This is a genomic window from Paenibacillus brevis (assembly GCF_018919145.1).
Taxonomy (GTDB): domain Bacteria; phylum Bacillota; class Bacilli; order Paenibacillales; family Paenibacillaceae; genus Fontibacillus; species Fontibacillus brevis.
The window spans coordinates 208,367-234,869 of sequence record NZ_JAHLQJ010000006.1; the positions used below are offsets into that span (position 1 = coordinate 208,367).

Below are 26,503 nucleotides of genomic sequence, written 5' to 3' on the forward strand. Positions count from 1 at the left end.
TATAAGCAGGTGATGTATGTATCAAAGATGCAAAAGTATTTATTTACACTTATTCTTTATTTAAGTTTCATCAGCATGGTCTATATTCTCGTTCAATTCATGCAGGGCAGCTACAGCTTTGGGACCGAGAACTTGCTCGGCAAAGCGATCAAGGTATTAATCTACTTTGTTACCATCCTGCTCTATGTGCGGCATATGCAGCTTGTCTTTTCGAAAATAAAAAGCGTCAGGCTGCTTTATAGCAGCTTTTTTATTGTGGTCACTTTTTTGCTAGGCATAATGATTGTTGAACTAGTCAGTATGCCTAATGCGCTAACCTTTCTGCACTCTAAAGATACTCCCTATTGGCGAGTAAGATTGCTGACTTCGGAGAGTAGTACAACAGGGTCGATTATCGTCGTGTATTCTGCGATTCTAATCTACTTGTCGAGACATTTGAACCGATTTGCCAGGACACTGTCTCACTTGTATGTTGCTAGTTTTTTTCTGTTTTATTTGTTTGTTACGGGATCGAAGGGATTTTTGATTGTGAGCTTGTTGACGTTAGTTGTAACGATGATCAAATTTCTTGATTTCAGGAAGAAGCGAAATTTCATTCTGCTTTTTATGGTCATCATAGCCATGTATTTATTCATTGCTTATTTTTCCGCAGGGTTGATCGGGTCGTTCAGCAACGATATTGAGAACTACACGTCGTCTTATACGCGTATGGGCACAATTATAATTGCCATAGCTACCGTCTTCCATCATCCATTTGGGGTGGGAACGGGGGCCTATTTAATGTATTTCGATCATTATTTAAATGACGCAATAAACCTGATGTCGCGTTTATACTACAACCTGTTTGGCGTAAGCCAGATCAATGCGGGAGAGTTGCTGCAATATACAGGCTCGGATAAAAACTTGGGCGTTAAATCAGGCTTCTTCCAATGGGTGATGTTTGGCGGAATTTTCGCATTCGTATTTTTTTATCTGCTGGCTAAAAATCTGATCACAAAAGTGAAGTCGAGTCTCATTTTATTTATCGCGCTTATATTCAATTTGTTTTCACTGCTCTTTGTGGCGCTTGAAATTAAATACGAGATATGGCTATTATTCGCTTTTATCAGTCTGTTTCTAGGAAATAAAGATTTTAATCCTACTTACACCGGGGGGTTGCAAGATGAAAATACTAGTAGTATGCAGTGACTTTCCATACCCCGCCGATCATGGGGGACGGGTGGATACATGGGGAAGAATTAAGGTACTGTCCGAGCTGGGTTGGAACATACATCTCGTCGTTTGCGGCAAGCAAATTCCCTCCGAGGAAGAGATTAAAGCTGTTTTCCAATATGTAAATAAAGTGAAATTGTGCGAAAGACGGAGCAGGCTCGTGGATGTACTTCATGCGTTTCCGATGCAAGTCAAGTCGCGGAGTGAACTGAAGCATGTGAACATCGATGAGGATTATGATTATGTGCTGCTTGAAGGCGATTATGTGTATCCCATTCTTAAGAATCCGCTGATCAAACAGGGTAATGTCATTTTGCGGGTGCACAATGATGAAGCGATCTATTTTAGTGCGCTAGCAAGAAGCACGAAAAATAGGATTCATAAATTGTACTACCACATGGAAAGCCGGAAGTTTATGAGATTACAAAAGAAAATAATGGAACAGGTGGATAAGTATTTGTTTATTTCAAATAAGGAGTTTGAAGAATTCCAAAGACAAAATCCATCTGCCAAAGGCATATTTTTACCGCCGCCGGTCCGTAAGGAGAAGTTCCTTTCGAACAACTTTCAGGACAAGCATAAACATGTTGTATTTATAGGATCATTGTTCATGCCGAATAATCGGGAAGCGATTGAGTGGTATCTTGAGTATGTTCACCCATTGCTGTTGCAGGAGACGGATTACAAATTCATTATAGCCGGGAACAGCAGGAAGCAGAGCCTAAGCTGGATGCAGGCATACGACTTGAGAAATGTGGTTGTGTACGACACGCCGGAGAGCTTGGACGATATCTACAAAGACGGGTATTTGTTCGTTAATCCGATGCAAAACGGTGCCGGCGTAAAATTAAAGACAATCGAGGCGATTCAGAATGGGCTTCCGGTTATCTCAACCTCTATTGGCTATGAGGGCACAGGCCTCGTCCCCAATAAGCACATTATGGCCGCTGATAGTCCAGAGGCATTCTATCAGAGTATTAAAGAACTGCTGCATCAACCGGCCCGGGCACAAGAACTGCTTGAAGCATCGCAGCAGTTTATCCGCAGTCATTATGATCATAAAGAGGTGCTCAAAGGTTACATAGATTCATTGAATCCTAATGTTCAAATGAAGCAGGTGCTATGATGAATAGAAAAAAAATTAATGTCTTGTTTGTTACACATGCGGATAAGAAGGGCGGAGCCGAACAAAGCTTGATTCATTTAATCAATTATCTGGATACATCCCAATATCAAATCTTCTTACTAAGTCCTGAAGATGCGGACTACTTGACTGAAATCCGGACAAAGTTCATTCATTTTCCGCTTCGCCTGAACAGTATTAAGAGGAAATTGGGCTTGGGTTATTTGCAGACGGTATTTCAGATTCGGTCATTTGTGATGAAGAATAACATTGAGATTATCCATGCCAACGGATGGCGGGCGCCGTGGTATGTAGCACCGCTTAAATTTATGGTGAACAGCAAGCTGGTCTGGCATCACCGGGACTATACACACTTGCGCATGTTTAACTCCGTGCTGCCGCGGTTCTTCGATCAGGTTATCTGTATCTCTCAGTTTGTGGCGAGTTCAATTCAAGGTAGTAACAAGACGATTATATATAACGGTGTTGATCCAGAGCTATCCTTGAGCAGGAAGAAGCGGGTATTTATGGAGGATGATACGCTCGTTATTGGAACATTCGGACGAATCGTAGAGTGGAAGAGATATCATTTGGTGATTGAAGCAGTCAAGAAATTGGCTCTTAACGGGAAGACCAACTGGAAGCTTCTGATCGTAGGAGACACATCAGTCGATGGATCAGAGGGATATTATAACGAGATGATCCGGAAGGTCAGCGAATATGGATTGGAACAGAACGTTATCTTTTATGGGTACAGTAAGAAGCCGCTTGATCTGATGAAGGAATGCGATCTAACAATTAATTTTTCTCTTAACGAGCCGTTTGGGAGAGTTATTATCGAATCTTTGCTTGTACAGACACCTGTCATCGTCTCTGATTCGGGCGGTGCCCCAGAGATCATAAAGCAAACAAAAGGCGGGTTCATTGTAAGAGATGGAGATGTTGAGGCGCTCTATGAGACGATTCGGCAGGTTTACGATGGAAAGATTAACTATCAAGAACTCTCCATTCAAGGGTATGCAAACGTAATGAAGGACTTTAACATGACCACGATTACTCGTAAGGTAGAGGAAACCTACAGCTTGTTATTAGTAGACTCTCTGAAGTTAAAAGCGGGCGGGACATTACTATGAGAATTTCATTCAAGCAGATTCGAATCGGCAAGATGTTTGCTGTGCTGAAGGGGGCTGTTATCCTGCCGATCAAGGCAAATTCAGTCGGTCGGCTAGGTCGAATTGCCGGAAGGCTGATGGTAAGAAACAAGGGGAAGCTCATCATAGGAGCCAATGTTTCTTTCCATGCCAAGCCTTTTCCCTCGTCCATTTCGGTTGATAAACAGGCAAAGCTGTGGGTGGGCGATAATGTATTTTTTAATTACGGCCTTGATATCGGCTGCACAAAGTCCATTCGGATCGGTGACAATACGATCATTGGCCCGATGGTTAATATTATCGATACGAACTTTCATCCGGTAGATGTGGAGGATCAGTCGTTTAGCAAAGACATTGTCATCCGTGATAATGTCTGGATTGGCCGTGGTGTTCTTATATTACCCGGTATAACGATAGGACAAAATAGTGTGATTGCTGCGGGCAGTGTCGTAACGCGCAATATTCCGGACAATGTGTTGGCCGGAGGGGCACCTGCCAAGGTCATTCGGGAAATCCGCGTTCCGAGGGAATGGGTGCGCAGATATAACTGAGAAGAGTTGATTCCAGCATGTTTAGGGAGAGTTAGCGATGAAAGTATGGATGTGGCCGAAATCTAGCGAGTTGAACTTTTACAATGATTTATTATCGAATTCGCTTTGCGGTGCGGGCTTGGACGTTATGGATCTGAGACATGGCAGGCTGATGCTGAAGGTCGGCCAAGTGAAATCAGGAGACATCGTTCACATTCATTGGATGCATCATGCCTACCAAAATGAGAATCTGCTGCTGTTTATCGTGAAATCATTCATCTTGATATCGACGATGCTGTATTTGAAGTTAAGAAATGTACAACTGATTTGGACCATTCACAATCTGTATCCGCATCATGTGAAATATCCAAGAATGGAGCGCTTTATGCGGTCCTTAATTTGCCGTTTTTGCAACAAGTTGATCGTCGCTTCCGAATCAATTAAGTCAAAGGTAATGACGGAGTTTGGCGTTCCGGATCATAAGCTGTTCGTGGTGAAACATGGTCATTATTTAGGTGTATACAGCCCCCATGGTAAGGATTTTAGACAAATATATAATATCGGCAAAGACAGCCATGTTTATTTGTTCATGGGCGCGATCAAGGCATATAAGGGTGTGGAGGATCTAGTAGAGGCCTTTAATTCAATAAAGACAGAACGATCTTACCTTATTATTGCGGGTAAAGCGGACCAGGAAATGCAAAATTATTTGCAGGCTATCAGAGATAAGGATCGGGTGATTATGGATCTGCGATTCATACCTAATGAAGAGGTTGCCGATCTGATCCATGCGGTGGACGTCATGGTGATGCCTTACAAGGAAATTACAACCTCCGGCACCGCTATACTCGGGTTGTCGTTCAAGAAGTTGATGGTTATGCCTAAAAATGATTTTATTGATGATTATTTCAGAGAAGACATGGTTGTCAGTTATGATCCGTCAGAAGGCAATGGATTAAAGAATGCAATGAAGAGGGCCTTAAATATGAAAAGGGAAGAGAAATCACCGGAATATGAAGAAGTGCTTAGGGAATTAGACTGGAGGCTCATTGCAAGGCAAATTAAAGACGTTTATCAAGGATGGGGATGAACGATGGATAGAGTCGTAACGGTTGCAATTTGTACGCATAATCGAGCAAAAGATACAAGTGAAGCTATTGAGAGTGTATTGCTCCAGAGTTATGTGAAAGAGGATATCGAAATTATTGTTATCGACAATCGATCCACGGATAACACCATGGATATGGTGAACGATCTGAGGCGTCGTCACGGATCAAGGATACGTTATATTTATGAGAACAAGCTCGGATTATCGGTTGCCCGGAATCGGGCGATACATGAAGCAAGGGGCGAGTATATTCTTTTTCTCGATGATGATGCGATAGCTTCTAAAGATTGGGTGCTTGAAATTGTAGATGTTTTTGAAAGTGACCCTGCGATCGGTTGTGTTGGCGGGAGAATAGATCCGATCTGGGAATCAGCAGAGCCCTATTGGATTCCGGAAGAGCATCGTTCGGTGTTTACGATTCTCGATTATTCCAGCAAAGTACAGGAAATGCCTGCTCCGTTTATTCCATACGGCGCGAATGTCGCCTTTCGAACTAGTATTTTTAAGCATATAAAGCCGTTCCGAGAGGACCTGGGGCGCGTCGGAAATAAATTGCTGTCGAGCGAAGAGAGCGAGTTGATTGCAAGGCTTCGGGAAAATTACAAAGTATACTATACGCCTTATGGACAGGTCCAGCATAAAATAGCGAAGGAAAGAACGACAAAGAAGTGGTTCCTGAAGCGGATATTCTGGCAGGGGGTAAGCGATGCGGTGAAACGCCAGGATAACAGCCCTATTCTTGTGATCAAGCATATTATCCGTATGCTGCAGGCTGTTTTGTCGTCGATACTCTCCATTTTTCATTATAAGTCCTTCATCAGGCAGATTACTAAAATTTGTTACCGGAATGGATCGCTAGTCGGTATCCTCCGCTACAACGGTAGGGGATGAGCAAATAATATGAATCAGCTCATGTTTCGTAAAGCATGGAGTGGTGATGGATTAGTTCAGACGATCTTTCGTACCAGTGCAACAAATCTCTTATTGATGGTTATCAGTACGCTTACCTCGATTGTGACGGCCCGTATGTTTGGAGTTGTCGGGAAAGGTGAATTCTCGGCTATTATCTTCTGGCCAACACTACTTGCAGGCCTTGTGGGATTTGGCCTTCCGACATCCCTAATCTACAACCTCAAACAAAATCGGGGCAGGGAGGCCGATTTTGTAAGGGCAGGCTTCCTATTTCAAGTGCCCGTCAGCATCATCGCGGGTGTTATTGCTTGGACCTGGCTGCCCTCATGGCTTGGAAATTATCCTGAGGCGGTTATCCAGACCTCCAGGTGGTACACGGTACTGATGCTGCCGATCTTGCTTGCGGTTAATTTGATCTCTGCATTAGCGCAAAGCTGCGGCAAATTTAACGTGTATAACGGCGTACGTTTATTTTTTCCGCTAATCAATCTTGCCGGACTTATCGCACTGTGGATTATTGGAAACTTAAGTCTTCATTATGCGGCACTGGCTTTTCTTCTAACCAGTGTATTTGTCATTTTTTGGGCTCTGTACAGGTTGCGGGATGATCTTCGAATTAACTGGTTTAGAGGTTTAGGCAATACCATGGCGGCAAAGGCTTTATTCGGTTATGGAAGCAAAGTATTTGGCGTAGAGCTGCTGGGGACCCTGTATTCTCAATTCGATAAGCTTGTCATTCTATCGATGCTAACAGCAAGAGATCTAGGTCTGTATACCGTCGTATATGCGTTATCACGGGTATTTAACGTTGTTCAGACAGCGATTACGAATGTTATTTTTCCGAAGGTAACCGGTATGGCGGCGGATGCGATTATGACTACGGTTGGGCGGGCGTTTCGTTTATCGATGCTCTTGATGATGATTGTTGTTATTCCCTGTATGTTCATCGGCCGATTCCTGATGGGGATATTATTCGGTGCGCCTTTCTTAGAAGCCAGTGGAGCTTTCTATCTTTTGTCTATAGAGTGTATCCTCGGAGGCGGCTCATGGATCCTGGCATCCTCTTTCAACGCGATGGGTAGACCCGGACTTGTACTGATACGGCAACTTATAGCCCTGGCAGTAACGATCGGGTTATTTTTTGTATTGGTTCCATTATATGGCCTTAACGGGATCGCGCTTGCTTTATTAATCGGCGCTGTCATCCGATTATTGGTGACGATGGCCGCCATGAGAATTGTATTTCAAGTAAAGATGAGCACTCTGTTATTTGATAAAAATGACTTTCGTTTTTTGCTGGAACGCATAAAGGACAAGACAAAAATTAAAGGAGTGCGCTGAGATGTCGATGGAACTGAAAGTTCATCCGATGGATGTGCTGAAAAATCAGCTTCGTAAAATATTGCATGTGATTCCGCCGGGATCAAGCATTTACTATGTCGATTATCCCGTTCACAGCAATGGCGGTGATTTGCTAATTATGAAAGGCACAGAGGCATTTTTCAAGGATTTTGATATCCTTGTTCAAGCGCGATATAGTGTCCTGGATTTCCCTGACAAGCTGAATATTCCCGAAGACCAGATCATTGTTCTCCATGGCGGAGGGAATTTTGGAGACTTGTACCCTGCACACCAAAAGCTGCGTGAGAAAATAATTACGGATTACCCTCATCACCGGGTCGTTATTCTGCCGCAGACTATCTTTTATATAGAAGAATCCGAATTCAATCGTACGGCTCAAATTTTCAATCAGCACAGTGACATCCATCTCTATGTTCGAGACACCTTGTCCTACGGTATGGCGTCGGAGAAGTTCGGTACGTGTAACGTCTATTTATCGCCGGATATGGCTCATCAATTGTGGCCAATCATGCCTACGAGTGATCCAGTGAAGGAATTGCTGTACTTTTTCCGTACAGATATTGAGAAGACGAAAGAGCAAGAAGAGCTGGAATTATCGGGACGCGGCGACTATCTGGATTGGATTTCATTATATAACCGGGTCGAGAAGAAAACGATCAGTATGATTGTTAACCGAATGCGAAAAGGCGGAGGTCCGCTTCCCATGCAAGCGATTTGGAGCAAGTATACGGATTATCTCGTGGATAAAGCCGTCAGACGGTTCAGCGGCTATCAGCATGTGCAGACTTCCAGACTTCATGGACATATCTTGTCTTGCTTGTTGGACAAGCCTAATATATTGCTCGATAATTCATACGGCAAAAATTCCAATTACTATAACACTTGGACAAGCGGAATCAAATCCGCGCAGCTAGTTGCGGCAAGCCCCCAAACTGAGCTTATGCTTTCGAAGTAAGTTTTGCTCCACAAAACTTTGTAGGAGAGGATATCATGAAAATTGTTCTTCTATCAGGGGGATCAGGTAAACGCCTGTGGCCCTTATCGAATGAATCGCGCTCCAAACAGTTTTTGAAGGTGCTTGAGAATGAGGCTGGCGAGCGCGAGTCCATGGTGCAGCGCGTATGGAGGCAGATTTCTAAGGCTGGCCTTCGTGAGCATGCATTTATTGGGACCAGTAAGGCACAGGTTGAAATGATTCATAGCCAACTCGGAAGCGAGATTGAAGTCATCGTTGAGCCAGAGCGGAGAGATACATTTCCGGCGATTGCACTGGCAGCTGCCTACTTATATTCGGTACAAGATGTTGCCCTGAACGAGACCATCGTTGTAATGCCAGTTGATCCTTACGTGGAGGAATCATTCTTCTATAAGACGAAGGAGCTTGAGGAGGTTCTTCAGCAATCCGGTGCGGATTTAGCGCTTATGGGAGTAAAGCCGACATATCCTTCCGAGAAATATGGATATATCGTCCCCGATAACGGCGCTGCAGTTGAGGATGATGAGCCGTTCGTAACTGTTCATAGTTTTAAAGAGAAACCCCGCGAGGAAGAGGCGGTAGCCATGATAGAGCAGGCTGCGCTTTGGAACTGCGGTGTTTTTGCTTTTAAGCTTGATTTTCTGATTAACATCTTAATTGCGAGTGACTTTCCGATCCAGTATGACGAGATGTTGAAGCAATACGGCAGACTTCCCAAGACTAGCTTTGACTATGAGGTTGTGGAGAAAGCGAAGCATATTGTCGCACTTCCTTATGGGGGGGATTGGAAGGATCTTGGAACGTGGAACACGCTTACGGAAGAAATCGAGTCCTCCATTGTTGGCAATGGAATGATGAGCGGCGCTTGTCATAATACGCATGTCATCAATGAACTAGATATACCCATTACACTGCTTAATTTATCCAACGTTGTCGTAGCGGCAAGTCCGGACGGCATTCTGGTATCGGACAAGGCTGCAAGTCCGATGATCAAGGAGGTCATGAAGCATTCGGACCAGCGGCCGATGTACGAAGAGCGGCGTTGGGGAGGTTACCGGGTACTGGACTACTTGAAGTATCCGGATGGTAAAGAAGTTCTAACGAAGCGAATCTGCATTACGCCAGGTCAGAACTTAAGTTACCAATACCATCTGCTCCGAGATGAAGTATGGACGATCGTATCCGGTGAAGGTGAGATGGTGCTTGACGGCAAGCACTTTCCGGTGAAGCCGGGCGATGTCCTGGTTATATCCAAAGACAGCAGACACAGCCTGCGTGCTGTAACTGAAATGGACATTATCGAAGTTCAGACCGGGACTGAGCTTATTGAAGAAGATATCGTAAGGCTTGCTTTTGATTGGAATGAAATTATACAGCTTTGCACGGTTAATTGAACCATTTAAATGAAGGAGTGAGAGATATGAACATTACGATCATCGGAACCGGATATGTAGGGCTAGTGTCCGGCGTCTGTTATGCAGAGATCGGTAACGACGTCATCTGTGTAGATAAGGACCCGTATAAGATTGATATGTTAAACAAGGGTAAGGTTCCTATTTATGAACCAGGCCTAAAGGAACTGATTGCAACTAATCGTTTGGCGGGAAGGCTAGCATTTACATCTAATTTATCGAATGCTGTAAGGCATTCCGACATTGTCATCATAGCAGTCGGAACGCCGCCTCTGCCCAATGGGGAAGCAAATCTGTCCTACATCGATCAAGCGGCGATTGAAATCGCGAAAGCGATGAACGGATACAAAATCATTACAGTGAAAAGTACTGTACCGGTGGGAACAAATGAAAGACTTGCCAAATTAATTAAATCGCATACAAACATGGCGTTTGATAGCATTTCTCTGCCGGAATTTCTGCGGGAAGGTTCTGCGATTCAGGATACGCTTTATCCTGACCGAGTCATCATCGGCGCCGAATACCAGAATGCGGCAGACACGATGGTTCAGCTACATAAGCCGTTGACACAGAACATTGTCGTGACAGATATCCGCAGCGCAGAAATGATCAAGTATGCATCTAATGCATTTCTTGCAACGAAAATTTCATTTATTAACGAAATTGCTAACATATGCGAGAAAGTCGGTGCAGACGTGACTAAGGTTGCGGAGGGGATGGGGTATGACAAACGAATAGGGTCTTCATTTTTAAAGGCCGGGATCGGCTATGGAGGCTCATGTTTTCCAAAGGATACGAGTGCGCTCATTCAAATTGCCGGAAATGTTGATTACGAATTCAAGTTGCTTCGATCGGTCGTAGAGGTGAATCAGGATCAAAGATTTAACGTTATCCGCAAGCTGGAGACGATTTTTGACGGTGAGTTAAACGGAACAACGATTGCGGTCTGGGGACTCTCGTTCAAACCGAATACCGATGATGTACGTGAATCGCCGGCGTTGGAGATCATTCAGCATCTGGTTGATAACGGAGTAAGAGTAAAAACCTATGACCCTGTAGCGATGGAAAGCTTCCAATCTCTATTTGGAAAGGAGGGTGTGATATGGTGTGAGGATGCGATGGAAGCAGCACAAGATGCAGATGCGCTATGTTTACTTACGGAATGGCATGAGTTTGCAAAAGTTGATCTTCATGAACTGCAAAAGGTATTGAAACAGCCGATTCTAATCGATGGGCGTAATGTATTCAATGAGGAACAAGTACTTGGAACCGGCTTTATTTATTACTCGGTAGGTCGTCCTAATTTAAATCAAGGCGTGAAAGAGAAGGTGCCTGCTCTCTAGAGGCGGTTAAAAGGGATTTACCAAATTATATCCGAGGTGAATAAGATGTCGCTTAGAAAAAAAGTAACTGTATCCGCGCTTGTACTTTCTATGCTGACCGCATCTGTTGGGATCTTGCCATTCAGCACAAAGGGTCCCATGGAGAAACTGAGCCCGATCCAGAGGGCGAATGCTGCCGAAATGGAGCAGTCATCAGGATTTTTCAGGGAACGATTGAGCGAATTATACGCTGCTCTAGCAAGTGATCCTGCGGGACTCCAAGATGTCATAAATCTGCGTGAAGAAATAACCAGACTTCAATTCGTAGAAGTCCAACCTCTAATCAGTCCGATCTGGAGCAAGGTGAATGCAAGACTCCCTGAAACCGTTGATCGGAAGGAACTAAGAGAAGGTCTGATTCAACTTTTCAGGACGGTCAGTACGATCCAAACCATGTCGGAATTGGAGGCGCTTCGATCCGATCCTGAATTCAACGCGACGTTGAGAACGATTGCGACCGCAATCGGACATGAAGATTTAAGTGTGGATGATTTCATTGTATTTCTGTTTGGGGACGGCGGAAGCCGTTTGGGCTTGGAAGGGACAGTCGCCGGCACCCTGGGAAATATGCCCTTGACCCAGTTAGCGGGATTAATAGGTAATAGCCAAGCTGCTACCGAGATCCTGCTCCAAGCGGTAGACAAGCTGCTAGAGGAAAATGATGCGTATAGAATCAGCTCCATTTTGAAGGAAATGGACATTTCTTCTCAGGATATTAGGTCATTGTTGATTAGCCTGCAGGGCAAGCTTCAATATGATGATCAGGCTATCCATGCTATGACTATGGCTTATGTTCGTACAACCGTAAAGGCTACAGCCCAAATCAGCGAGGATGGGCGTCAACATATTTACAGTTTGAATGCATTCGGAATAGAAATTCCGGCTTTCATACTGGAATGGAGCAAGGTATCCGGGGATGCGGTCGTAAGCGTAGCCTCAAACGGAGTTGTAACGATTCCTGAGGGCGCAGGCAGCGGTTCAGCCGTGATTCAAGCCAAACTGGTGAACCCTTATGGCAGCGGCACGGGTGTGATTTTTCAAAAAGAAGTGACTTTGAGAGAGACTTCAGGGGAAGAAACGGTGTTTCCAAGTGAGCGGTTCTTGGAACGGATGAATAAATTGCATGCGGCCCTTGCAGCAGGGGATCCAGCCGATATTCAGGATGTGAGGAATCTTCGTGATGAAATTGCTGGACTCGATCCGGTTCTGGATGAAGCATTGATTGATCCGGTATGGAACAAAATAGCTCCTAAGCTGCCGTCAACAGTGGATCAGGCTGAACTGAAAGCAAACCTCTTCCAGATGATTAAGGAAGTAGGTTCATTCCAATATGATCCAACCGCATCAGAGCTCGAAGCGATTCGAAGTAATCCGAAGTTCCGCAGTACGCTGAAGACGATTGCGGGGGCTGGCGGCGATAGCCAAATCGTTATGGATGATTTCTTGTTGTTCATGTTCGGTGATGGCGACTCTCGTAAGGGCATCGAAGGAACGATCCGGGATTTACTAGTAAATATGAATGCCGCTGAGCTATTAGGATTGCTGGGTAACAATGAAGCCATTACCGCGGTGCTGCTTCAAGCAACAGAGCAATTGCTCAGTGAAACCGCTGAATATAAGTTTAGCTCGATTTTAGAGAAGCTTGAGGTGACACCGCAGGATCTGAGGTCAACGGTGCTAAACTACCAGATCAGGCTACAATATGATGTGCCGGCAATTAACGCAATGGCGGTCGCATATATGCGTTCAGAATCTACCGAATTGGTCGATGTAAGCGAAGATGGCCGACAACATATTTACAGTTTGAAGGTGTTTGGAGTCGACGTGCCTGCTATTGCTTTAAAGTGGGTCAAAGTATCAGGAAGCGGTGATATCGATGTATTGCCAAACGGTACGGTTACGCTTGCTACGCATGTACCGAGTGCTTCCGCAGTTATTCAAGCACAGCTTTTCAACCCTTATGGCGGAAATGCTAAAGTGATTTTTGAGAAAGAAGTTACATTAACGGCCTCTATTGAAGAAGGAAACATCTTTCCAGTAGAGCAATTTCTAGAACGAATGGAGAAGCTGCATGCTGCTCTTCAGGCAAATGGATATTCAGATGTAAGGGATGTTCGCAGGTTATGGGATGAGCTCAATAGCCTGAATGCCACGAAGGACGCTGCTCTGATCAATCAGATATGGAAGCCCATTGCAGAGAAGCTCCCGGATTCTGCTGATAAAAATGAAGTGAAGAAGAATTTGTTTGAACTCATTACTTCAGTTAGTTCCATACCTTATGACCTGGAGGGTTCCCGCCTTGAAGCCATTCGCACGAATCCGGACTTCGTGGCAACGATGGAAATCATTGCGGAGGCTGCAGGAGTATCCAATCTATCGATCGACGATGTCCTTATTCTGCTATATGGTGATAATGGTGGTCATAGTGGAGTCGAAGGAGCCGTACGCAATACGATATCGAATATGAGTTCAAAAGAATTGGCCGCATTATTGAAAAACAAGAATGGTCTCGATCGTGTCAAAGAGGCAGCGCTGGAAGCGGTTCTATCGGATCGGAACGGATATGCGTTAAGTGAAGCCTTGTTTAACCTTGGTGTTAAACCGCAGGATGCAACTTCTTTGGTACAGAAATTCAAGACAAAACTAAGATATGATGTGCCGGCGGTCAGAGCAATAACTGCTGCCTTTATCTCTTCCGAAGCAGAATCAAAGGCAGAGATTACTCAAAATGGGCGCCAACATGTCTATACGCTGACGGTTCTGGGTGTTGAGCTTCCTTCCTCAGCTCTGAAGTGGAAAAAGGTATCCGGAAGCAAGGATGTAAAGGTAACCTCAAACGGAAAAGTAACCATCGATAAGAAAGTCCAAAAGGGTACCGCTATTATTCAGGCTACACTGGTTAATTTATTCGGGGGCAATTCCAAAGTTATCTTTACCCAAGAGATTACGCTGACCAATGGAGTGGTTGATCCCGAAGTTCAAATTCAGAATATCGTTAATTCGCTCCAAGATAAGTTAGCCGAGATAAAAACTAGATTTGATTCTGCAACAATTGATGCTGAAAAAGCTCAGTTGATTATGGAAGTTGTGCAGGCAGGAAATGATAGCTTTGATCGGATTAATGAGATTGATGCATCTAAAACCATCAAGAATAAAGCAATCAACAATGTAAAAAAACAAGTCAATAAAATGATGGATTACATTTTGCAAAATCTATTGAAGTTCTAAGACCAAGCCAGCTCTTCCTGCCAACAGGAGGGCTGGCCTATTTCTTTTACTAATCGGTACATTTTGTAGGAAGGTGGTGTTCACATCACAATGGGACAACAACGAATCCGCAAGAGAAGGCGGCACCGATTTCGAAAACCGGATATAGCCATTTTTATCTTATCCACGATCACTGTTCTCTTACTCTTTCTATGGGGGGGATTGTATTGGAAGGAGTCGTCGGAAAACAAATTAATTGTTAATGCCAGCGAACAAGAAGAACTTCAACAAATCCTGCTAGAGGACAATGATCTATTATCACTTGATTACGAGGATATTACTGCAGGGGCAGTGGAACAACACGAAGAACTCGGAGAGACGGGAGATGCTTCAGCAAACCCGGGTACGCAAGTCCAGAATAATAAGAATGCCCAAGGCTCGCAGACCTCCACGAATCAGAGTACCTCAAGCCAGGCGTTACAAGGTGCTCAAAGCATAACAAAGCCAGACGGTTCAAGCACGACAAACACGACTTCACCTAGCGCTATACAATTAGATTCTACAACGAATCTGATAGAAAAATATGAGCAAGAATTCACACAACTTCAGGGAAAGTGTAGAAAGGATATGAGGGTAGCTTTAAGTGAAGCGGAAAGTAGTATGCAGCAACTGGATAGAAGTGATCCCCGCGATGTAATCGCATGGAGAGATCAGTTGAACGCCGAATTATCAACGGCTGAATCAACCTGTGACAATTCATTCCAAAGAATTGTTCAAAACGCAGAGAATGATTCAGTATCTGCAGACGTCATCGAAGGCTGGAGTCAAAAATATGACGACTTAAAGGCGAAACTTCAAGAGGAGTCAGAAGCGAAGCTGCAACAACTCATGGGCGGTTAAATCATTCATCCTTTGGAAATTGCCGATCGCGGAGTACGCGTTCAAGTAAAATACGAATCAAATCAAGATCGTCCTTTTCCAAAGGGATCCCGTCCCAATGAAGTTGTTCGAAATTCAAATATTCTTTGGCATTATGATTTAGTTCTCCCGGTGGTTCTGGATAATTGGTAAGACCTAGAAGATAATCCGCCGACGTGTTTAGTTTACGAGATATCGTTTGGATAGATTCCAGAGTAGGCTCACGGTAACCGGATTCATACCCTGCATACGTGCTTTTGGCAACTCCAACGTAATCCGCAACTTCCTGCATCGTCAATTTTCTCTTTTTGCGCAACTGCTTCAGTCGCTTCGCGAACATCCGCTAGCTCTCCCTTCAAACCCCGTAAATGACATTTCCGTTATGTGAAATACACTCGTATTCACTTCTAGCAAATGCAACCATAATTATAGCATGTTCACCACACAACGCAATTAGGTAATGCAATTGGGTGACTTCATTTCGTATGCAAATTCGCTAAAGTTCAAACGTCAGGGCGGTTCTTGACGGAGCTTGCCGATAGCTATATAATTACTGATAATTCGAAAAAGCGTTGACAAAGACATGGGTCATGCAGAAAGAACGGATCAGAGAGAGGGAACATCAGGCTGGAATTCCCTTCGGTTTCGCTGTTGGCTTACCCCTTTGTAGCTGTAACTCCGAACCTTCTTGCTCAGCTAGTGTGAGCGGTTGTAATAAGAGCTGCCGGGCCATTCCCGTTACAGAATGCCGAATAAGGGCTTGACTGCAAGGCAGATAAGCCGAATGAGGGTGGAACCACGGGTTATTATGCTCGTCCCTTTCCGGGGACGGGCTTTTTTGCTGTCCGTTGCCGGTACTCCAAATTATCAAATTATTGACTGGGAGGAAACAATCGTGGCAATCAAGATTTCGCTGCCGGACGGTTCTGTCCGGGAATATGTAGAGGGGAATACGCTGGAGGATGTAGCAGCATCCATCAGTAGCGGTCTTCGGAAAAATGCGGTAGCCGGTAAAATTAACGGTCAAGCGGTAGATCTTAATACCGCGTTAACCGATGGTGCCCAAGTGGAGATCATTACATTGGACTCCAAGGATGGCGTGGAGATTATGCGTCACAGTACGGCGCATTTGATGGCTCAAGCCGTTAAACGCCTGTTCGGCGGCAAGGAAGTGAAGCTGGGCATTGGTCCGGTGATCGAGGACGGATTCTACTATGATATGGATCTGGAGCATCCCTTGAACCCGGAAGATCTTCAGAAGATCGAGAAGGAAATGGAACGCATTATTGGAGAGAATCTTCCGATTACGCGCCGTGAGGTCAGCCGCGAGGAAGCGGTGGCGATATTTACGGAGCTGGGCGATCCGTACAAGCTGGAATTGATTCGTGATCTGCCGGAAGACAGCGTGATTTCGATCTATGATCAAGGCGAATTTTTCGACCTGTGCCGCGGTCCTCACGTACCTTCTACCGGCAAGATCAAAGTGTTCAAGCTACTGAGCGTAGCCGGAGCTTACTGGAGAGGCAACAGCGACAACAAGATGCTGCAGCGGATTTACGGAACAGCCTTCGTGAAGAAGGCCGAACTGGATGAGCATTTGCGCCTGCTGGAAGAAGCGAAGAAGCGCGATCACCGCAAGCTGGGGAAAGAGCTGAGCATCTTTACCTTTAACAATCTGGTCGGACAAGGCTTGCCGATCTGGCTGCCGAAGGGAGCAACCCTTCGCCGTACGCTTGAGCGGTACATTGTTGATATCGAGGAGCGTCTTGGCTATCAGCACGTGTATACTCCTGTACTCGGTAATGTTGATTTGTATAAAACATCCGGACACTGGGATCATTACCAGGAAGATATGTTCCCGAAGATGGAGATCGACACGGAAGAGTTTGTGCTCCGTCCAATGAACTGTCCTCACCATATGATGGTGTACAAGAGTGACATGCGAAGCTACCGTGATCTGCCGATCCGCGTGGCTGAGCTTGGAATGCAGCATCGCTACGAGATGTCAGGCGCACTGACCGGTCTGCATCGTGTTCGCTCCATGACGCTGAATGATGCTCATATCTTCTGCCGAATGGACCAAATCAAAGATGAATTCACCCGTGTCCTCGAACTGATCAAGCAGGTCTACAGCGACTTCGGAATCAAGGAATACAAATTCCGTCTGTCCTATCGCGATCCACAGGATACCGAGAAGTATTTCCCGGACGACAATATGTGGAATACGACCCAGCGCATGCTGCGTGAGGTTGTGGAAGAAGCGGGGCTGCCGTTCTATGAAGCGGAAGGGGAAGCCGCCTTCTATGGTCCGAAGCTGGATGTGCAGGTGAAGACGGCTCTTGGCAAGGAAGAGACACTGTCGACGATTCAGATCGACGTGCTGCTTCCGGAGCGCTTTGAACTCGAATATGTGGGCGACGACGGCGCGAAGCACCGTCCGGTTGTATTGCACCGCGGTATTCTGGGAACCATGGAACGCTTTACCGCCTTCCTGCTGGAGAACTTCGCAGGCAATCTTCCGCTCTGGCTGTCCCCGATTCAAGCCAAGGTCATTCCTGTATCGCAGGCCTTTGACGACTATGCCCGTAAAGTGGAAGATATGCTTAGAGCGGCAGGCGTTCGAGTGGAAAGTGATCTGCGTAATGAAAAGCTGGGCTATAAAATCCGGGAAGCCCAGTTGGAGAAAATCCCTTATATGTTCATCGTAGGGGAGAATGAGCAGCAAAATGCTACCGTATCCGTTCGCAAACGCGGAGAAGGGGACCTGGGAGCGAGGTCGCTGAATGAAGTTGCTGCGGAGCTTCAGAACGACATCCGCAACCATGTCATTTAACTTTTTTTAAACGATGAATGTATAAACCAAGGCGCATATGGAAAACCTTCGCATTAAGGGGGAGGTTTTCATATGCGCCAATTTGCTATGTGGCGGAGAACTGTAGTTGCATTGTTAATGACGGTTCTCCTTGTCCAGGCGATCGCCGCAGACAGCAAGATTAAGGCTATGAATGATCACACTGGAAATGTAATGAACAGCTATACATTAGAGCTCCGAATGGAGCAATACGAGATGATGGCTCAGCGTATGGAGAAGTTCCAAGTGATGCTTGAGCAGAACAAGAGCAACCAGTTAACGCCGGTGCTGGCTGAGCAAAAGCAGAAGATTACGCAAAACAGCGCGGTAGCGACAGCTGCGAATGAAACTGCTAAAGTTGCCAAGAAGGTCAAAGTCGTTGCTACAGGTTATACGGCTGGCTATGAATCGACGGGCAAGCATCCGAACCATCCGCAGTATGGAATTACGTATTCCGGAGTCAAGGTAAGACGCGATAAGGATACGATTTCGACCATTGCCGCCGATCTGAAGGTCTTTCCGATTGGAACGGTCCTTTATATCCCGGGCTATGGCTACGGAATTGTGGCGGATAAAGGCTCTGCGATCAAGGGGAACAAGATTGATCTGTACTTCAAGACCACCAAGCAGGTGTTCAAGGAGTGGGGCAAAAAAGAGGTCGAGGTTCAGGTTATTCGTAAAGGAAACGGTAAGCTGACGGAGGACATGCTGAGCAAGCTCGGAAAAGCGATGGAGGTCAGCAAGGAAATTCCTGATCATATGTGGGATCAAATCATTTGAATTCCCGTTCAGGGCTTTGCATAATTCACCTAACTTGTATGCATAATACCTTCTGTAATGACAGGGGAGGTGAATACAAGTGGCAAAGAAAAATAAGGCTGAATCGCAAGGCTATAAAACGCCTAACGAGAAGTTTAACGCCGAGTTTGCAGAGGAAAGCAATGCGACGATTGCGCAAAAAGCCAAAGCTTCGCATCAAGCCTCCAATCAGCAACAGAAATAACAAGATGAGTGAACAACAGGCGTCCTGCAGAGGGCGCCTTTTTTAGGATAAATTAAATTTCCTTAAAATCCCATATCCCTCCGTCTGAAGGCTGAGTTCAAATTCCATCCCGCGCCGCTGTTGTAACAAGAAGCGTCTACGGTAAACTGTAGATATATAAGTTGACCTAGGAAAAGTTGCGTAGGAAGGCATAAGTTTATTTGGAGGGATTATTGATGAGGAACGGATTATGGGGGCGCTTGATCGGCGGATTGGTACTGATTAGCATTGGTACTTTATTTTTATTGAATCAGTTAGGGATTGCAACGATCAGTATCGGCGAGCTATTTTCTACGTATTGGCCTGTCTTTCTGATTCTGGCCGGCTTATCTCAGCTGGGCAGCGGAAATTGGCGGGGCTCAAGCTTTATCGGAAGCGCCATTCTAATGGTGATCGGCGGTTATTTTCTTGCCCGGAATTTGGGGATGATCGATTTATCGCCGGGAGATTTCTTTCGCTTTTTCTTCCCGCTGCTGTTAATTATCGGAGGATTGAATGTACTGCTCAAGCCGCGCAGCCGCAAGAAGTGGGGAAACGGCCCGGCAGACTATGATACCCCGCCAGCACCGTCCCAACCTCCGGTACCGCCAATTCCTGATCAATATATCCCGGAGATGAAATCGTCTTTGGATTCGATGTTTGACGGCCTGGAGAAGCAGCATGGCGGCAAGGACAAGGGATGGAAAGATACGCATAAACAAGACTTTGGTAATCATACTCACCATCAGAATTACTTCAATGACGGAACGGAATCGTCCGACAAGCGTGAAACCTTCAATAAAGCAGGGTTTATCGGTGACGTTCATCTGGGAGAGGATTACTTCGAGCTCCGGCCGACCAACATTTCTCATTTTATCGGGGATACGGTAATCGACCTGACGAAGGCGCAGATTCCATATGGGGAGACGAAAATCAACGTCTCAGCCTTCATCGGGGACGTGAAAATTTTTGTTCCGGAAGACATCGACCTGGGAATCAGTGCAGTATCCAATGCTTTTATCGGAGATTTGAAGATATTGAAGCAGACACAGGGAGGCTTCATGAGCAATGTACAGGCTCAGTCCCCTTCCTATCATGAAGCCAGCAAACGCGTTAAACTGATCGTCAGCGTATTTATCGGCGATGTGAAAGTGAATACGGTGGGTTAGCTTATGATGGTTCAACGGATTCTGAAAAATACGAAATGGGAGCTGCTGCTATACTTTCTGCTAACAGGGAGTCTGGCGGCAGTTCTCCTCTATGGCGGGCATGTGGCTGGGGTCATTCGCGTTCGGGACCCGCGGGTATTGACTTATGGAATTACCTTAGTCGTAGTGGCCACGTTGATCATCGGTTATATTGCCGGGCGTCGGATCCAGGGCAGGATTGATCTGCTGCATCTGCAGATGCTTCAGGTTGCCAAAGGAAATCTGTCTGTTCGACTGCCGGATACGGTGGATCAGACCTTTGCCGGACTCTATCGGGAGTTCAATAATATGACCGAGGCTGTCGAGAAGAAAATGCAGCTGCTTCAGCAATTAGGGGAGCAGGAGATTCTCGAAAAGGACAGAATGGCCGAAGGAGCAGTGCTGGAAGAACGCCGCAGGCTTGCCCGTGATCTTCATGATACGGTTAGTCAGCAGCTTTTTGCTATTCATATGGCGGCTTCTTCATTGCCTAAGGTTTTGGAAATGAATGCGGAGCAGGCCAATGTTGTGATGGATCAACTGATTCAGATGTCTAATACGGCACAGAAGCAGATGCGGGCCTTGATTGCACAGCTTCGTCCTATGGAGCTTGTCGGGAAGACGCTGCCCGAAGCACTGGATCAGTGGTTCCCGGATTATTGCCGTCAAAATGGGCTGAAGGGCATCAAGGAGATGGATGTGCAGGGACACATATCGGAGGCCAAGGAGCATCAGCTGTTCCTGATCATTCAGGAGGCAATGGCTAACATCGTCAAACATGCGGGAGCACAGTTGGTCAGTCTGTCTCTTAAGGAAGGTCCCAGACAGGTTGTGCTTACGATTAGTGATGACGGGCAGGGATTTAGCGGGAACGGACAGAAGCAGGGCTCTTATGGGCTGACGACAATGCGGGAGCGCGCGGAGAAGCTGGGCGGACATGTCGAGATTATCAGCAAGTCCGGAGCGGGAACGACTATCCGTGTACATATACCCAAGTTCGAGGATGAGAAGGGGAGAGCAGATCATGAGCAGTAAGATTAAGGTGATGATTGTTGACGATCACGATATGGTGCGGATGGGCTTGAAGACGTACCTTATGCTTGAGCCTGCATTTGAAGTCATAGCAGAGGCCGGGGACGGGATGGAGGCCCTTCAAGTTCTGGAGGCCGGCGAGACATCCATGCTTCCGGACCTGATCCTGATGGACCTGATGATGCCGGTTATGAATGGGGCTGAAGCTACTGCTGCAATCCTGGCGCGGTTTCCAGGACTCAAAATTGTTATTTTGACCAGCTTCTTGGAGGATGAGCTAGTGGTTCAGGCCGTGGAGGCCGGGGCGGTGAGCTATGTTCTGAAGACCGTATCTGCGGAAGAGCTGATCTATGCGCTGCAAGGAGCTTATCGTGGGATGCCGGTAATGACAGGGGATGTTGCCCAGGCGCTGACACGGGGGCTTCGCCAGCGGAGCGTGCAAGGCAGCGATTCTGGGCTGACGGACCGGGAGAAGGAAGTATTGATGCTGATTGCGGAAGGCAAGAGCAATAAGGATATCGGAGAAGAGCTTCATATTAGTATTAAAACGGTGAAGACGCATGTGAGCAATTTGCTTATGAAATGCGAACTGGAGGATCGGACTCAGCTGGCTATCTATGCCCATCGTCAGGGATGGGTCAGCAAATCATAGTAGAGGAAGTTCAAAAAGTCAGCTTTTGATCACGAAGTAATTCAAGAGGGGCATTCGACATCGAATCTTGCGTTCACCCTCGAAGTCCGGTACTCATGTAGGTTTTGCCTACACTCCGTTCCTCCTTCGTCGGGTTCTCACAACCTTCTCGGTGCTGAAAAGCTGACTTTTTGAACACGTACTTTAATAAGAATTTCTCAGCACTCATTCGCTTTTATCTCCTTTTTAATTGTTTTTAAGGTATGTTTAAGGTTTATAGTACAAAATAAGATCAAGAAAACAAGTTACCCCTGTAGGAATCAGGGGAAGGAGGGCAAGCGACATGAATGATGAGAAATACAAATCCGGTCAACCTTTCGGGGACGACAGTCAACATAACGATGTGAACGAGCAAGCAGAACCCCAGAAAGAATCGCAAAGCTCCTACTATTACTCCTACGGTCCCTTCCAATCCTACGGAAGCGAGAAGCGTGAAAATCCGCTGGATTCGATTCTTGAACAGCAGCGGGAAGCAGAGGATGTAGAGATCACTAGACCGCAACCGGTTCGTCCGATTCCTTCTATGCAAGAGGAGGTTCGCCGGACAGACGGGCTGGGCAGCTTCGGTAGTCAGGGAGGCGGAAGCAGCAGCACTCCTCCTGCGAAGCATTCGGGAAATTGGCAGTTCAATGCAAAGGCTCCGAAGAAGACATCCTTTAAATCTATTGCGGCAAGCGTGCTTGCCGGTATGTTGATCATGACCGGCGGTATGATCTATGCAGATCGAACGAATCTGTTCACCGGTGATCAGGCTTCAGTTCCGGCGTCGGCAGTGCAGTCTACAGCACAAAGCGCAGGAAGCGGAAGCTCATCCTCTTCGCAAGCAACACAAGCTTCTTATGCGATCACTAATCCTGGCGATGTTACGAATGTAGTGAACCAGGCTGGTCCAGCGGTAGTGAAAATCGAGACCTTGGTAAGCTCCAGCAAGCAGAGCTCAAGCACCAGCCCGTATGGCAGCAACGATCCGTTCTACCGTTTCTTCTTCGGGGACGATTACTACGGAGGCAGTCAGGACAATGGCTCAGGCAGCCAAGGCAACGGCTCGGGAAGCCAGGGCGGCTCTTCCGATCAACTGGTGCCGACAGGGATTGGATCCGGCTTTATTTTTGAAAATACCGGCTATATTTTAACCAACGAACATGTGGTTCATAATGCGGATGTAGTGCAGGTTACCGTACAGGGAACCGAAAAGCCTTATGAAGCCAAGGTGCTCGGCACGAGCTATGAATTGGACCTGGCCGTGTTGAAGATTGAAGGAGAAAGTAATTTCCCTTCGATTCCGCTAGCTAATTCTGATGATGCTTCGGTGGGCGAATGGCTGGTTGCGATCGGGAACCCGCAGGGCTTTGATCATACGGTTACTACCGGGGTGCTTAGCGCCAAGGAACGCAGCATTACGATCTCAGGAGAAAATGGCGAGAAGGATCGTGAATATGAACATCTGCTGCAAACCGATGCTTCGATTAACCCAGGGAACTCGGGTGGTCCGCTGCTGAATCTGAATGGCGAAGTCGTCGGCATTAATGTGGCTGTCAGCTCGGATTCTCAAGGGATCGGCTTCGCTATTCCTACCAGCACCATTTCTGAAGTATTGGACAAATTGAAGAATAACGAAGAGATTCCGCAAAAACCGGTACCGTTCATTGGAGCAACGCTGATGACGATGACGGATGAGGTTGCGAGACAAATGGGAACCGATGTGAAGGAAGGCTCTGTCGTATCGGATATCGTCTACAAATCGCCAGCTTATCTTGCGGATCTGCGTCCTTACGACATTATTACGGGAGCAGACGGTAAGAGCTTTGCTACCAAGGAATCTCTGATTGAATATATTCAGAGTCAAGAGGTTGGCACCGAGGTCACGTTCAATATTGTGAGAGATGACCGCAAACTGGATTTGAAGATTACGATCGGTAACAAGAATGATTTTAACCTGGAGTAATGAAAAGGATTAAACGGGCGGCAGGCGGAAGCCTGCCGCTTTTAAAGGTTGTTCAAAAAGTCATCTTTTGATCACGAAGTGTTCCAAGGGGTTGACTCGACGTCGAATCTTGCGTTCACCCTCGAAGTCCGGTACTCATGTAGGTTCTGCCTACACTCCGTTCCTCCTTCTTCAGGTTCTCGCAACCTTCTTGGCGCTGAAAAGCTGACTTTTTGAACACGCACTTTTAGCGATGATCTGATAAAATAATTGTATTGAACATGAGGACGAAGGGGAGATAAGCATGAGATCATCCATTCTGGTCATAGATGATGATGAAAAGATTACCTCCATGCTGCGGCGCGGGCTAGCATTTGAGGGTTATGACGTACATACGGCCCGTAATGGAGCGGAGGGCTTATCCACGGTCATGGCGGCAGATCCGGATCTGATTATTCTGGATGTCATGATGCCGCAGATGGATGGCTTCGAGGTATGCCGCAGGCTGCGTGAAGGGGGGAGTACCGTGCCTGTCCTGATGCTGACGGCCAAGGATGAAGTGGAGAACCGGGTAAAGGGCTTGGATACCGGGGCGGACGATTATCTCGTCAAGCCGTTTGCGCTAGAGGAGCTTCTGGCCCGGGTGCGTGCGCTGCTGCGGCGTAAGGAGACGAAGCCGGATGAGACCGCCGGACAGCGTCTCACCTTCGAAGATATCATTATGGACATGGATTCACGGGAAGTGCTGAGAGGCGGTCAGCGCCTGGAATTGACGGCGAAGGAGTTCGACCTGCTGCATCTGTTCATGCAGAATCCAAAGCGTCTTTTGACCCGGGATTTGATTATGGATAAAATATGGGGCTACGATTATAGCGGCGAGTCGAATGTGTTGGAGGTTTATATTGCCATGCTGCGGCAGAAGACAGAGGAATATGGCGGCAAGCGCCTTATTCAGACAATCCGCGGCGCGGGTTATATTTTGAGAGGGGATTCCTAGGCATGTCTATAAAATGGCGGCTGACCGCATGGTATACGAGTATTCTAGCCGTTATGCTGGTGTTGTTTGGAGCTTCAATCTACGGCTTTGTCCGTTTTTATACGTATGGAGAGGTAAAGAATCGGTTGGTTGAACAGGCGGAACGCATTGTGAACTCGCAGAACTTCAGCCTAACTCAGGGACTTGACTTTTACCTTGAGCCCTCCCAAGCTCAGCGGCTTGAGGATGCGCAGTTGTATGTCCAGATTCATAATTATACGAAGGGGAATTCACGATTCTCACGCAATATGCTGGACCGGGAGCTGGTGTTCCCTGTTCCAGATGTGAGCTCGGCTTCTAATAGCAACGGCTTTCAGAATATGACGATAAGCGGCTACTCCTTTATCCTGTACCAGGTCCCGATTCATTTGAACGGTAACGTCATCGGTCTTGTGCAACTGGGTGCCTATACCGGGGCGGAGGACCGGCTGCTGGAGCGGATGAAATCAATTCTGTTTATTGGCGGAACAATCTCGGTTGTGCTGGCCAGTACATTCGGGTTGTTCCTTGCCCGCAAATCCATGGAACCGATCGGCAAGGTGATCGAAGCGGCAAACGGCATTCAGACCGGCAACGATCTTAGTGTGCGTATTGATTATGAGGGGCCTCATGATGAGATCGGGGGCCTGATTGGGACGGTCAATTCGATGCTGGGACGGATGGAGGGCTTCTATAATAATTTGGATGAGGCTTATTCCACGCAGCGCAGATTTGTCTCGGATGCTTCCCATGAATTGAGAACCCCCTTGACCACGATTCGCGGCAATGTGGATCTGCTCAAAAAGATATGGAAATCCGAGGAAGATGAGACGTCGGGAATGGATGCTCAGGCCATTCGGAAGCTGTCGCTCGAAGCGGTTACCGATATTGCCGGGGAATCGGAGCGAATGAGCAGATTGGTCAATGATATGCTGTCACTGGCGCGGGCGGATGCCGGGCAAATTATGGCGAAGGAAATGCTGCCGCTTGAGCCGCTCGTGGAGGAAGTGATTCGGCGTGCTCAGTTCCTCCCAAGGAATGCAACCTGGATTCAGGGCGATATGAGCATGCTTGGGTCCGTCTCGGTGAACGGAAACAAGGATTATTTGCAGCAAATGTTATTTATTTTTATAGAGAATGCCTTTAAGTATACACCTTCCGGTAGCGTAACGATGGATGTGATCCGGGCAGATGAACAGATAGGCCTGCGGATTTCGGATACAGGCATCGGCATGGACCGAAGCGAGGTGCCGCATATCTTTGAACGCTTCTATCGGGCGGATCCTTCCCGCGGAGTAACTCCGGGCACGGGCCTGGGATTGTCGATTGCCAAATGGATTATTGACGAGCATGAGGGCTCCGTGGAAGTGCTTACCCGCCTTGGTGAAGGCACGACATTTGTGATCTGGCTTCCGGCCGTCTTTCACGCTCTTCCAGAATAAGCTATAATGGAGAGGCTTCAAGGCCTCTCTCTTTTATTATGGAGAAG

At 46.7% G+C, this 26,503-nt stretch carries 22 protein-coding genes; 21 read left to right on the forward strand and 1 reads right to left on the reverse strand.

Features of this window, described 5'->3' with window-relative positions; all coding sequences use genetic code 11:
* Window positions 1-12: 12 nt before the first annotated feature.
* The 12 genes from KQJ23_RS09000 (at window position 13) to KQJ23_RS09055 (ending at window position 15,275) form a co-directional block, all read left to right on the forward strand.
* Window positions 13-1,188, forward strand: coding sequence for a hypothetical protein (locus tag KQJ23_RS09000; protein WP_216478502.1), 1,176 nt, complete (start codon window positions 13-15; stop codon window positions 1,186-1,188).
* A complete protein-coding gene (locus KQJ23_RS09005) occupies window positions 1,163-2,338 on the forward strand; it encodes a glycosyltransferase family 4 protein (protein ID WP_216478503.1) in 1,176 nt (391 codons plus the stop codon). Before KQJ23_RS09000 ends, KQJ23_RS09005 begins: the two co-directional genes overlap by 26 nt.
* Window positions 2,338-3,468 (forward strand): glycosyltransferase, encoded by a 1,131-nt coding sequence (locus KQJ23_RS09010; protein ID WP_216478504.1) that lies wholly within the window; start codon window positions 2,338-2,340, stop codon window positions 3,466-3,468. The genes KQJ23_RS09005 and KQJ23_RS09010 overlap by 1 nt, the downstream gene beginning before the upstream one ends.
* Window positions 3,465-4,037, forward strand: coding sequence for a DapH/DapD/GlmU-related protein (locus KQJ23_RS09015; RefSeq protein ID WP_216478505.1), 573 nt, complete (start codon window positions 3,465-3,467; stop codon window positions 4,035-4,037). Before KQJ23_RS09010 ends, KQJ23_RS09015 begins: the two co-directional genes overlap by 4 nt.
* 37 nt (window positions 4,038-4,074) lie before the next feature.
* Complete coding sequence (locus tag KQJ23_RS09020; protein ID WP_216478506.1) at window positions 4,075-5,106, forward strand: glycosyltransferase family 4 protein; 1,032 nt, start codon at window positions 4,075-4,077, stop codon at window positions 5,104-5,106.
* 3 nt (window positions 5,107-5,109) lie between these two features.
* Window positions 5,110-6,015 carry a glycosyltransferase gene (locus KQJ23_RS09025; RefSeq protein WP_216478507.1) on the forward strand — a complete coding sequence of 302 codons (906 nt, stop codon included), beginning with the start codon at window positions 5,110-5,112 and terminating at the stop codon, window positions 6,013-6,015.
* A 9-nt stretch (window positions 6,016-6,024) separates the two neighbouring features.
* Window positions 6,025-7,377, forward strand: a complete 1,353-nt coding sequence (locus KQJ23_RS09030) for an oligosaccharide flippase family protein (protein ID WP_216478508.1) — start codon at window positions 6,025-6,027, stop codon at window positions 7,375-7,377.
* A gap of 1 nt (window position 7,378) precedes the next feature.
* The gene (locus KQJ23_RS09035; protein ID WP_216478509.1) at window positions 7,379-8,353 is read left to right on the forward strand and encodes a polysaccharide pyruvyl transferase family protein; all 975 of its coding nucleotides are present in this window, start codon (window positions 7,379-7,381) and stop codon (window positions 8,351-8,353) included.
* 35 nt (window positions 8,354-8,388) lie between these two features.
* Window positions 8,389-9,768 carry a sugar phosphate nucleotidyltransferase gene (locus tag KQJ23_RS09040; protein ID WP_216478510.1) on the forward strand — a complete coding sequence of 460 codons (1,380 nt, stop codon included), beginning with the start codon at window positions 8,389-8,391 and terminating at the stop codon, window positions 9,766-9,768.
* A gap of 26 nt (window positions 9,769-9,794) precedes the next feature.
* A complete protein-coding gene (locus tag KQJ23_RS09045) occupies window positions 9,795-11,129 on the forward strand; it encodes a UDP-glucose dehydrogenase family protein (RefSeq protein ID WP_216478511.1) in 1,335 nt (444 codons plus the stop codon).
* Between the two features lie 45 nt (window positions 11,130-11,174).
* Window positions 11,175-14,396, forward strand: coding sequence for a hypothetical protein (locus tag KQJ23_RS09050; RefSeq protein ID WP_216478512.1), 3,222 nt, complete (start codon window positions 11,175-11,177; stop codon window positions 14,394-14,396).
* 90 nt (window positions 14,397-14,486) lie between these two features.
* Window positions 14,487-15,275, forward strand: coding sequence for a hypothetical protein (locus KQJ23_RS09055; protein ID WP_216478513.1), 789 nt, complete (start codon window positions 14,487-14,489; stop codon window positions 15,273-15,275).
* Between the two features lies 1 nt (window position 15,276).
* Here KQJ23_RS09055 and KQJ23_RS09060 read toward each other — a convergent pair whose 3' ends face one another.
* Complete coding sequence (locus KQJ23_RS09060; protein WP_044477644.1) at window positions 15,277-15,633, reverse strand: helix-turn-helix domain-containing protein; 357 nt, start codon at window positions 15,631-15,633, stop codon at window positions 15,277-15,279.
* 555 nt (window positions 15,634-16,188) lie between these two features.
* Between KQJ23_RS09060 and thrS the strand changes: the two genes are divergently transcribed.
* The 9 genes from thrS (at window position 16,189) to KQJ23_RS09105 (ending at window position 26,456) form a co-directional block, all read left to right on the forward strand.
* The gene (gene thrS, locus KQJ23_RS09065) at window positions 16,189-18,126 is read left to right on the forward strand and encodes a threonine--tRNA ligase (protein WP_216478514.1); all 1,938 of its coding nucleotides are present in this window, start codon (window positions 16,189-16,191) and stop codon (window positions 18,124-18,126) included.
* Between the two features lie 72 nt (window positions 18,127-18,198).
* Complete coding sequence (locus tag KQJ23_RS09070) at window positions 18,199-18,924, forward strand: 3D domain-containing protein (RefSeq protein ID WP_430522289.1); 726 nt, start codon at window positions 18,199-18,201, stop codon at window positions 18,922-18,924.
* 79 nt (window positions 18,925-19,003) lie between these two features.
* Window positions 19,004-19,147: a hypothetical protein gene (locus KQJ23_RS09075; protein WP_216478515.1), complete on the forward strand. Its 144-nt coding sequence runs from the start codon at window positions 19,004-19,006 to the stop codon at window positions 19,145-19,147.
* A gap of 215 nt (window positions 19,148-19,362) precedes the next feature.
* On the forward strand, window positions 19,363-20,334 hold the full coding sequence (liaF, locus tag KQJ23_RS09080; protein ID WP_216478516.1) for a cell wall-active antibiotics response protein LiaF: 972 nt from the start codon (window positions 19,363-19,365) through the stop codon (window positions 20,332-20,334).
* 3 nt (window positions 20,335-20,337) lie between these two features.
* Complete coding sequence (locus KQJ23_RS09085; RefSeq protein ID WP_216478517.1) at window positions 20,338-21,387, forward strand: sensor histidine kinase; 1,050 nt, start codon at window positions 20,338-20,340, stop codon at window positions 21,385-21,387.
* Window positions 21,377-22,036 (forward strand): response regulator, encoded by a 660-nt coding sequence (locus KQJ23_RS09090; RefSeq protein ID WP_216478518.1) that lies wholly within the window; start codon window positions 21,377-21,379, stop codon window positions 22,034-22,036. Before KQJ23_RS09085 ends, KQJ23_RS09090 begins: the two co-directional genes overlap by 11 nt.
* A 322-nt stretch (window positions 22,037-22,358) precedes the next feature.
* Window positions 22,359-24,020 (forward strand): S1C family serine protease, encoded by a 1,662-nt coding sequence (locus tag KQJ23_RS09095; protein ID WP_216478519.1) that lies wholly within the window; start codon window positions 22,359-22,361, stop codon window positions 24,018-24,020.
* A gap of 283 nt (window positions 24,021-24,303) precedes the next feature.
* Complete coding sequence (locus tag KQJ23_RS09100; RefSeq protein WP_216478520.1) at window positions 24,304-24,996, forward strand: response regulator transcription factor; 693 nt, start codon at window positions 24,304-24,306, stop codon at window positions 24,994-24,996.
* A 2-nt stretch (window positions 24,997-24,998) separates the two neighbouring features.
* Window positions 24,999-26,456 carry a sensor histidine kinase gene (locus KQJ23_RS09105; protein WP_216478521.1) on the forward strand — a complete coding sequence of 486 codons (1,458 nt, stop codon included), beginning with the start codon at window positions 24,999-25,001 and terminating at the stop codon, window positions 26,454-26,456.
* Window positions 26,457-26,503: the final 47 nt, after the last annotated feature.

Excerpts from the sequence above, each read along its gene's own strand:
- KQJ23_RS09025 (WP_216478507.1), top strand. The coding sequence starts at position 5,110 with ATGGATAGAGTCGTAACGGTTGCAATTTGTACGCATAATCGAGCAAAA.
- KQJ23_RS09035 (WP_216478509.1), top strand. The coding sequence starts at position 7,379 with ATGTCGATGGAACTGAAAGTTCATCCGATGGATGTGCTGAAAAATCAG.
- liaF (WP_216478516.1), top strand. The coding sequence starts at position 19,363 with ATGAGGAACGGATTATGGGGGCGCTTGATCGGCGGATTGGTACTGATT.
- KQJ23_RS09030 (WP_216478508.1), top strand. The coding sequence starts at position 6,025 with ATGAATCAGCTCATGTTTCGTAAAGCATGGAGTGGTGATGGATTAGTT.
- KQJ23_RS09000 (WP_216478502.1), top strand. The coding sequence starts at position 13 with ATGTATGTATCAAAGATGCAAAAGTATTTATTTACACTTATTCTTTAT.
- KQJ23_RS09070 (WP_430522289.1), top strand. The coding sequence starts at position 18,199 with ATGCGCCAATTTGCTATGTGGCGGAGAACTGTAGTTGCATTGTTAATG.
- KQJ23_RS09105 (WP_216478521.1), top strand. The coding sequence starts at position 24,999 with ATGTCTATAAAATGGCGGCTGACCGCATGGTATACGAGTATTCTAGCC.
- KQJ23_RS09020 (WP_216478506.1), top strand. The coding sequence starts at position 4,075 with ATGAAAGTATGGATGTGGCCGAAATCTAGCGAGTTGAACTTTTACAAT.
- KQJ23_RS09040 (WP_216478510.1), top strand. The coding sequence starts at position 8,389 with ATGAAAATTGTTCTTCTATCAGGGGGATCAGGTAAACGCCTGTGGCCC.
- KQJ23_RS09100 (WP_216478520.1), top strand. The coding sequence starts at position 24,304 with ATGAGATCATCCATTCTGGTCATAGATGATGATGAAAAGATTACCTCC.
- KQJ23_RS09005 (WP_216478503.1), top strand. The coding sequence starts at position 1,163 with ATGAAAATACTAGTAGTATGCAGTGACTTTCCATACCCCGCCGATCAT.
- KQJ23_RS09055 (WP_216478513.1), top strand. The coding sequence starts at position 14,487 with ATGGGACAACAACGAATCCGCAAGAGAAGGCGGCACCGATTTCGAAAA.
- KQJ23_RS09060 (WP_044477644.1), bottom strand. The coding sequence starts at position 15,633 with ATGTTCGCGAAGCGACTGAAGCAGTTGCGCAAAAAGAGAAAATTGACG.
- KQJ23_RS09015 (WP_216478505.1), top strand. The coding sequence starts at position 3,465 with ATGAGAATTTCATTCAAGCAGATTCGAATCGGCAAGATGTTTGCTGTG.
- KQJ23_RS09050 (WP_216478512.1), top strand. The coding sequence starts at position 11,175 with ATGTCGCTTAGAAAAAAAGTAACTGTATCCGCGCTTGTACTTTCTATG.
- KQJ23_RS09095 (WP_216478519.1), top strand. The coding sequence starts at position 22,359 with ATGAATGATGAGAAATACAAATCCGGTCAACCTTTCGGGGACGACAGT.
- KQJ23_RS09085 (WP_216478517.1), top strand. The coding sequence starts at position 20,338 with ATGATGGTTCAACGGATTCTGAAAAATACGAAATGGGAGCTGCTGCTA.
- KQJ23_RS09045 (WP_216478511.1), top strand. The coding sequence starts at position 9,795 with ATGAACATTACGATCATCGGAACCGGATATGTAGGGCTAGTGTCCGGC.
- KQJ23_RS09010 (WP_216478504.1), top strand. The coding sequence starts at position 2,338 with ATGAATAGAAAAAAAATTAATGTCTTGTTTGTTACACATGCGGATAAG.
- KQJ23_RS09090 (WP_216478518.1), top strand. The coding sequence starts at position 21,377 with ATGAGCAGTAAGATTAAGGTGATGATTGTTGACGATCACGATATGGTG.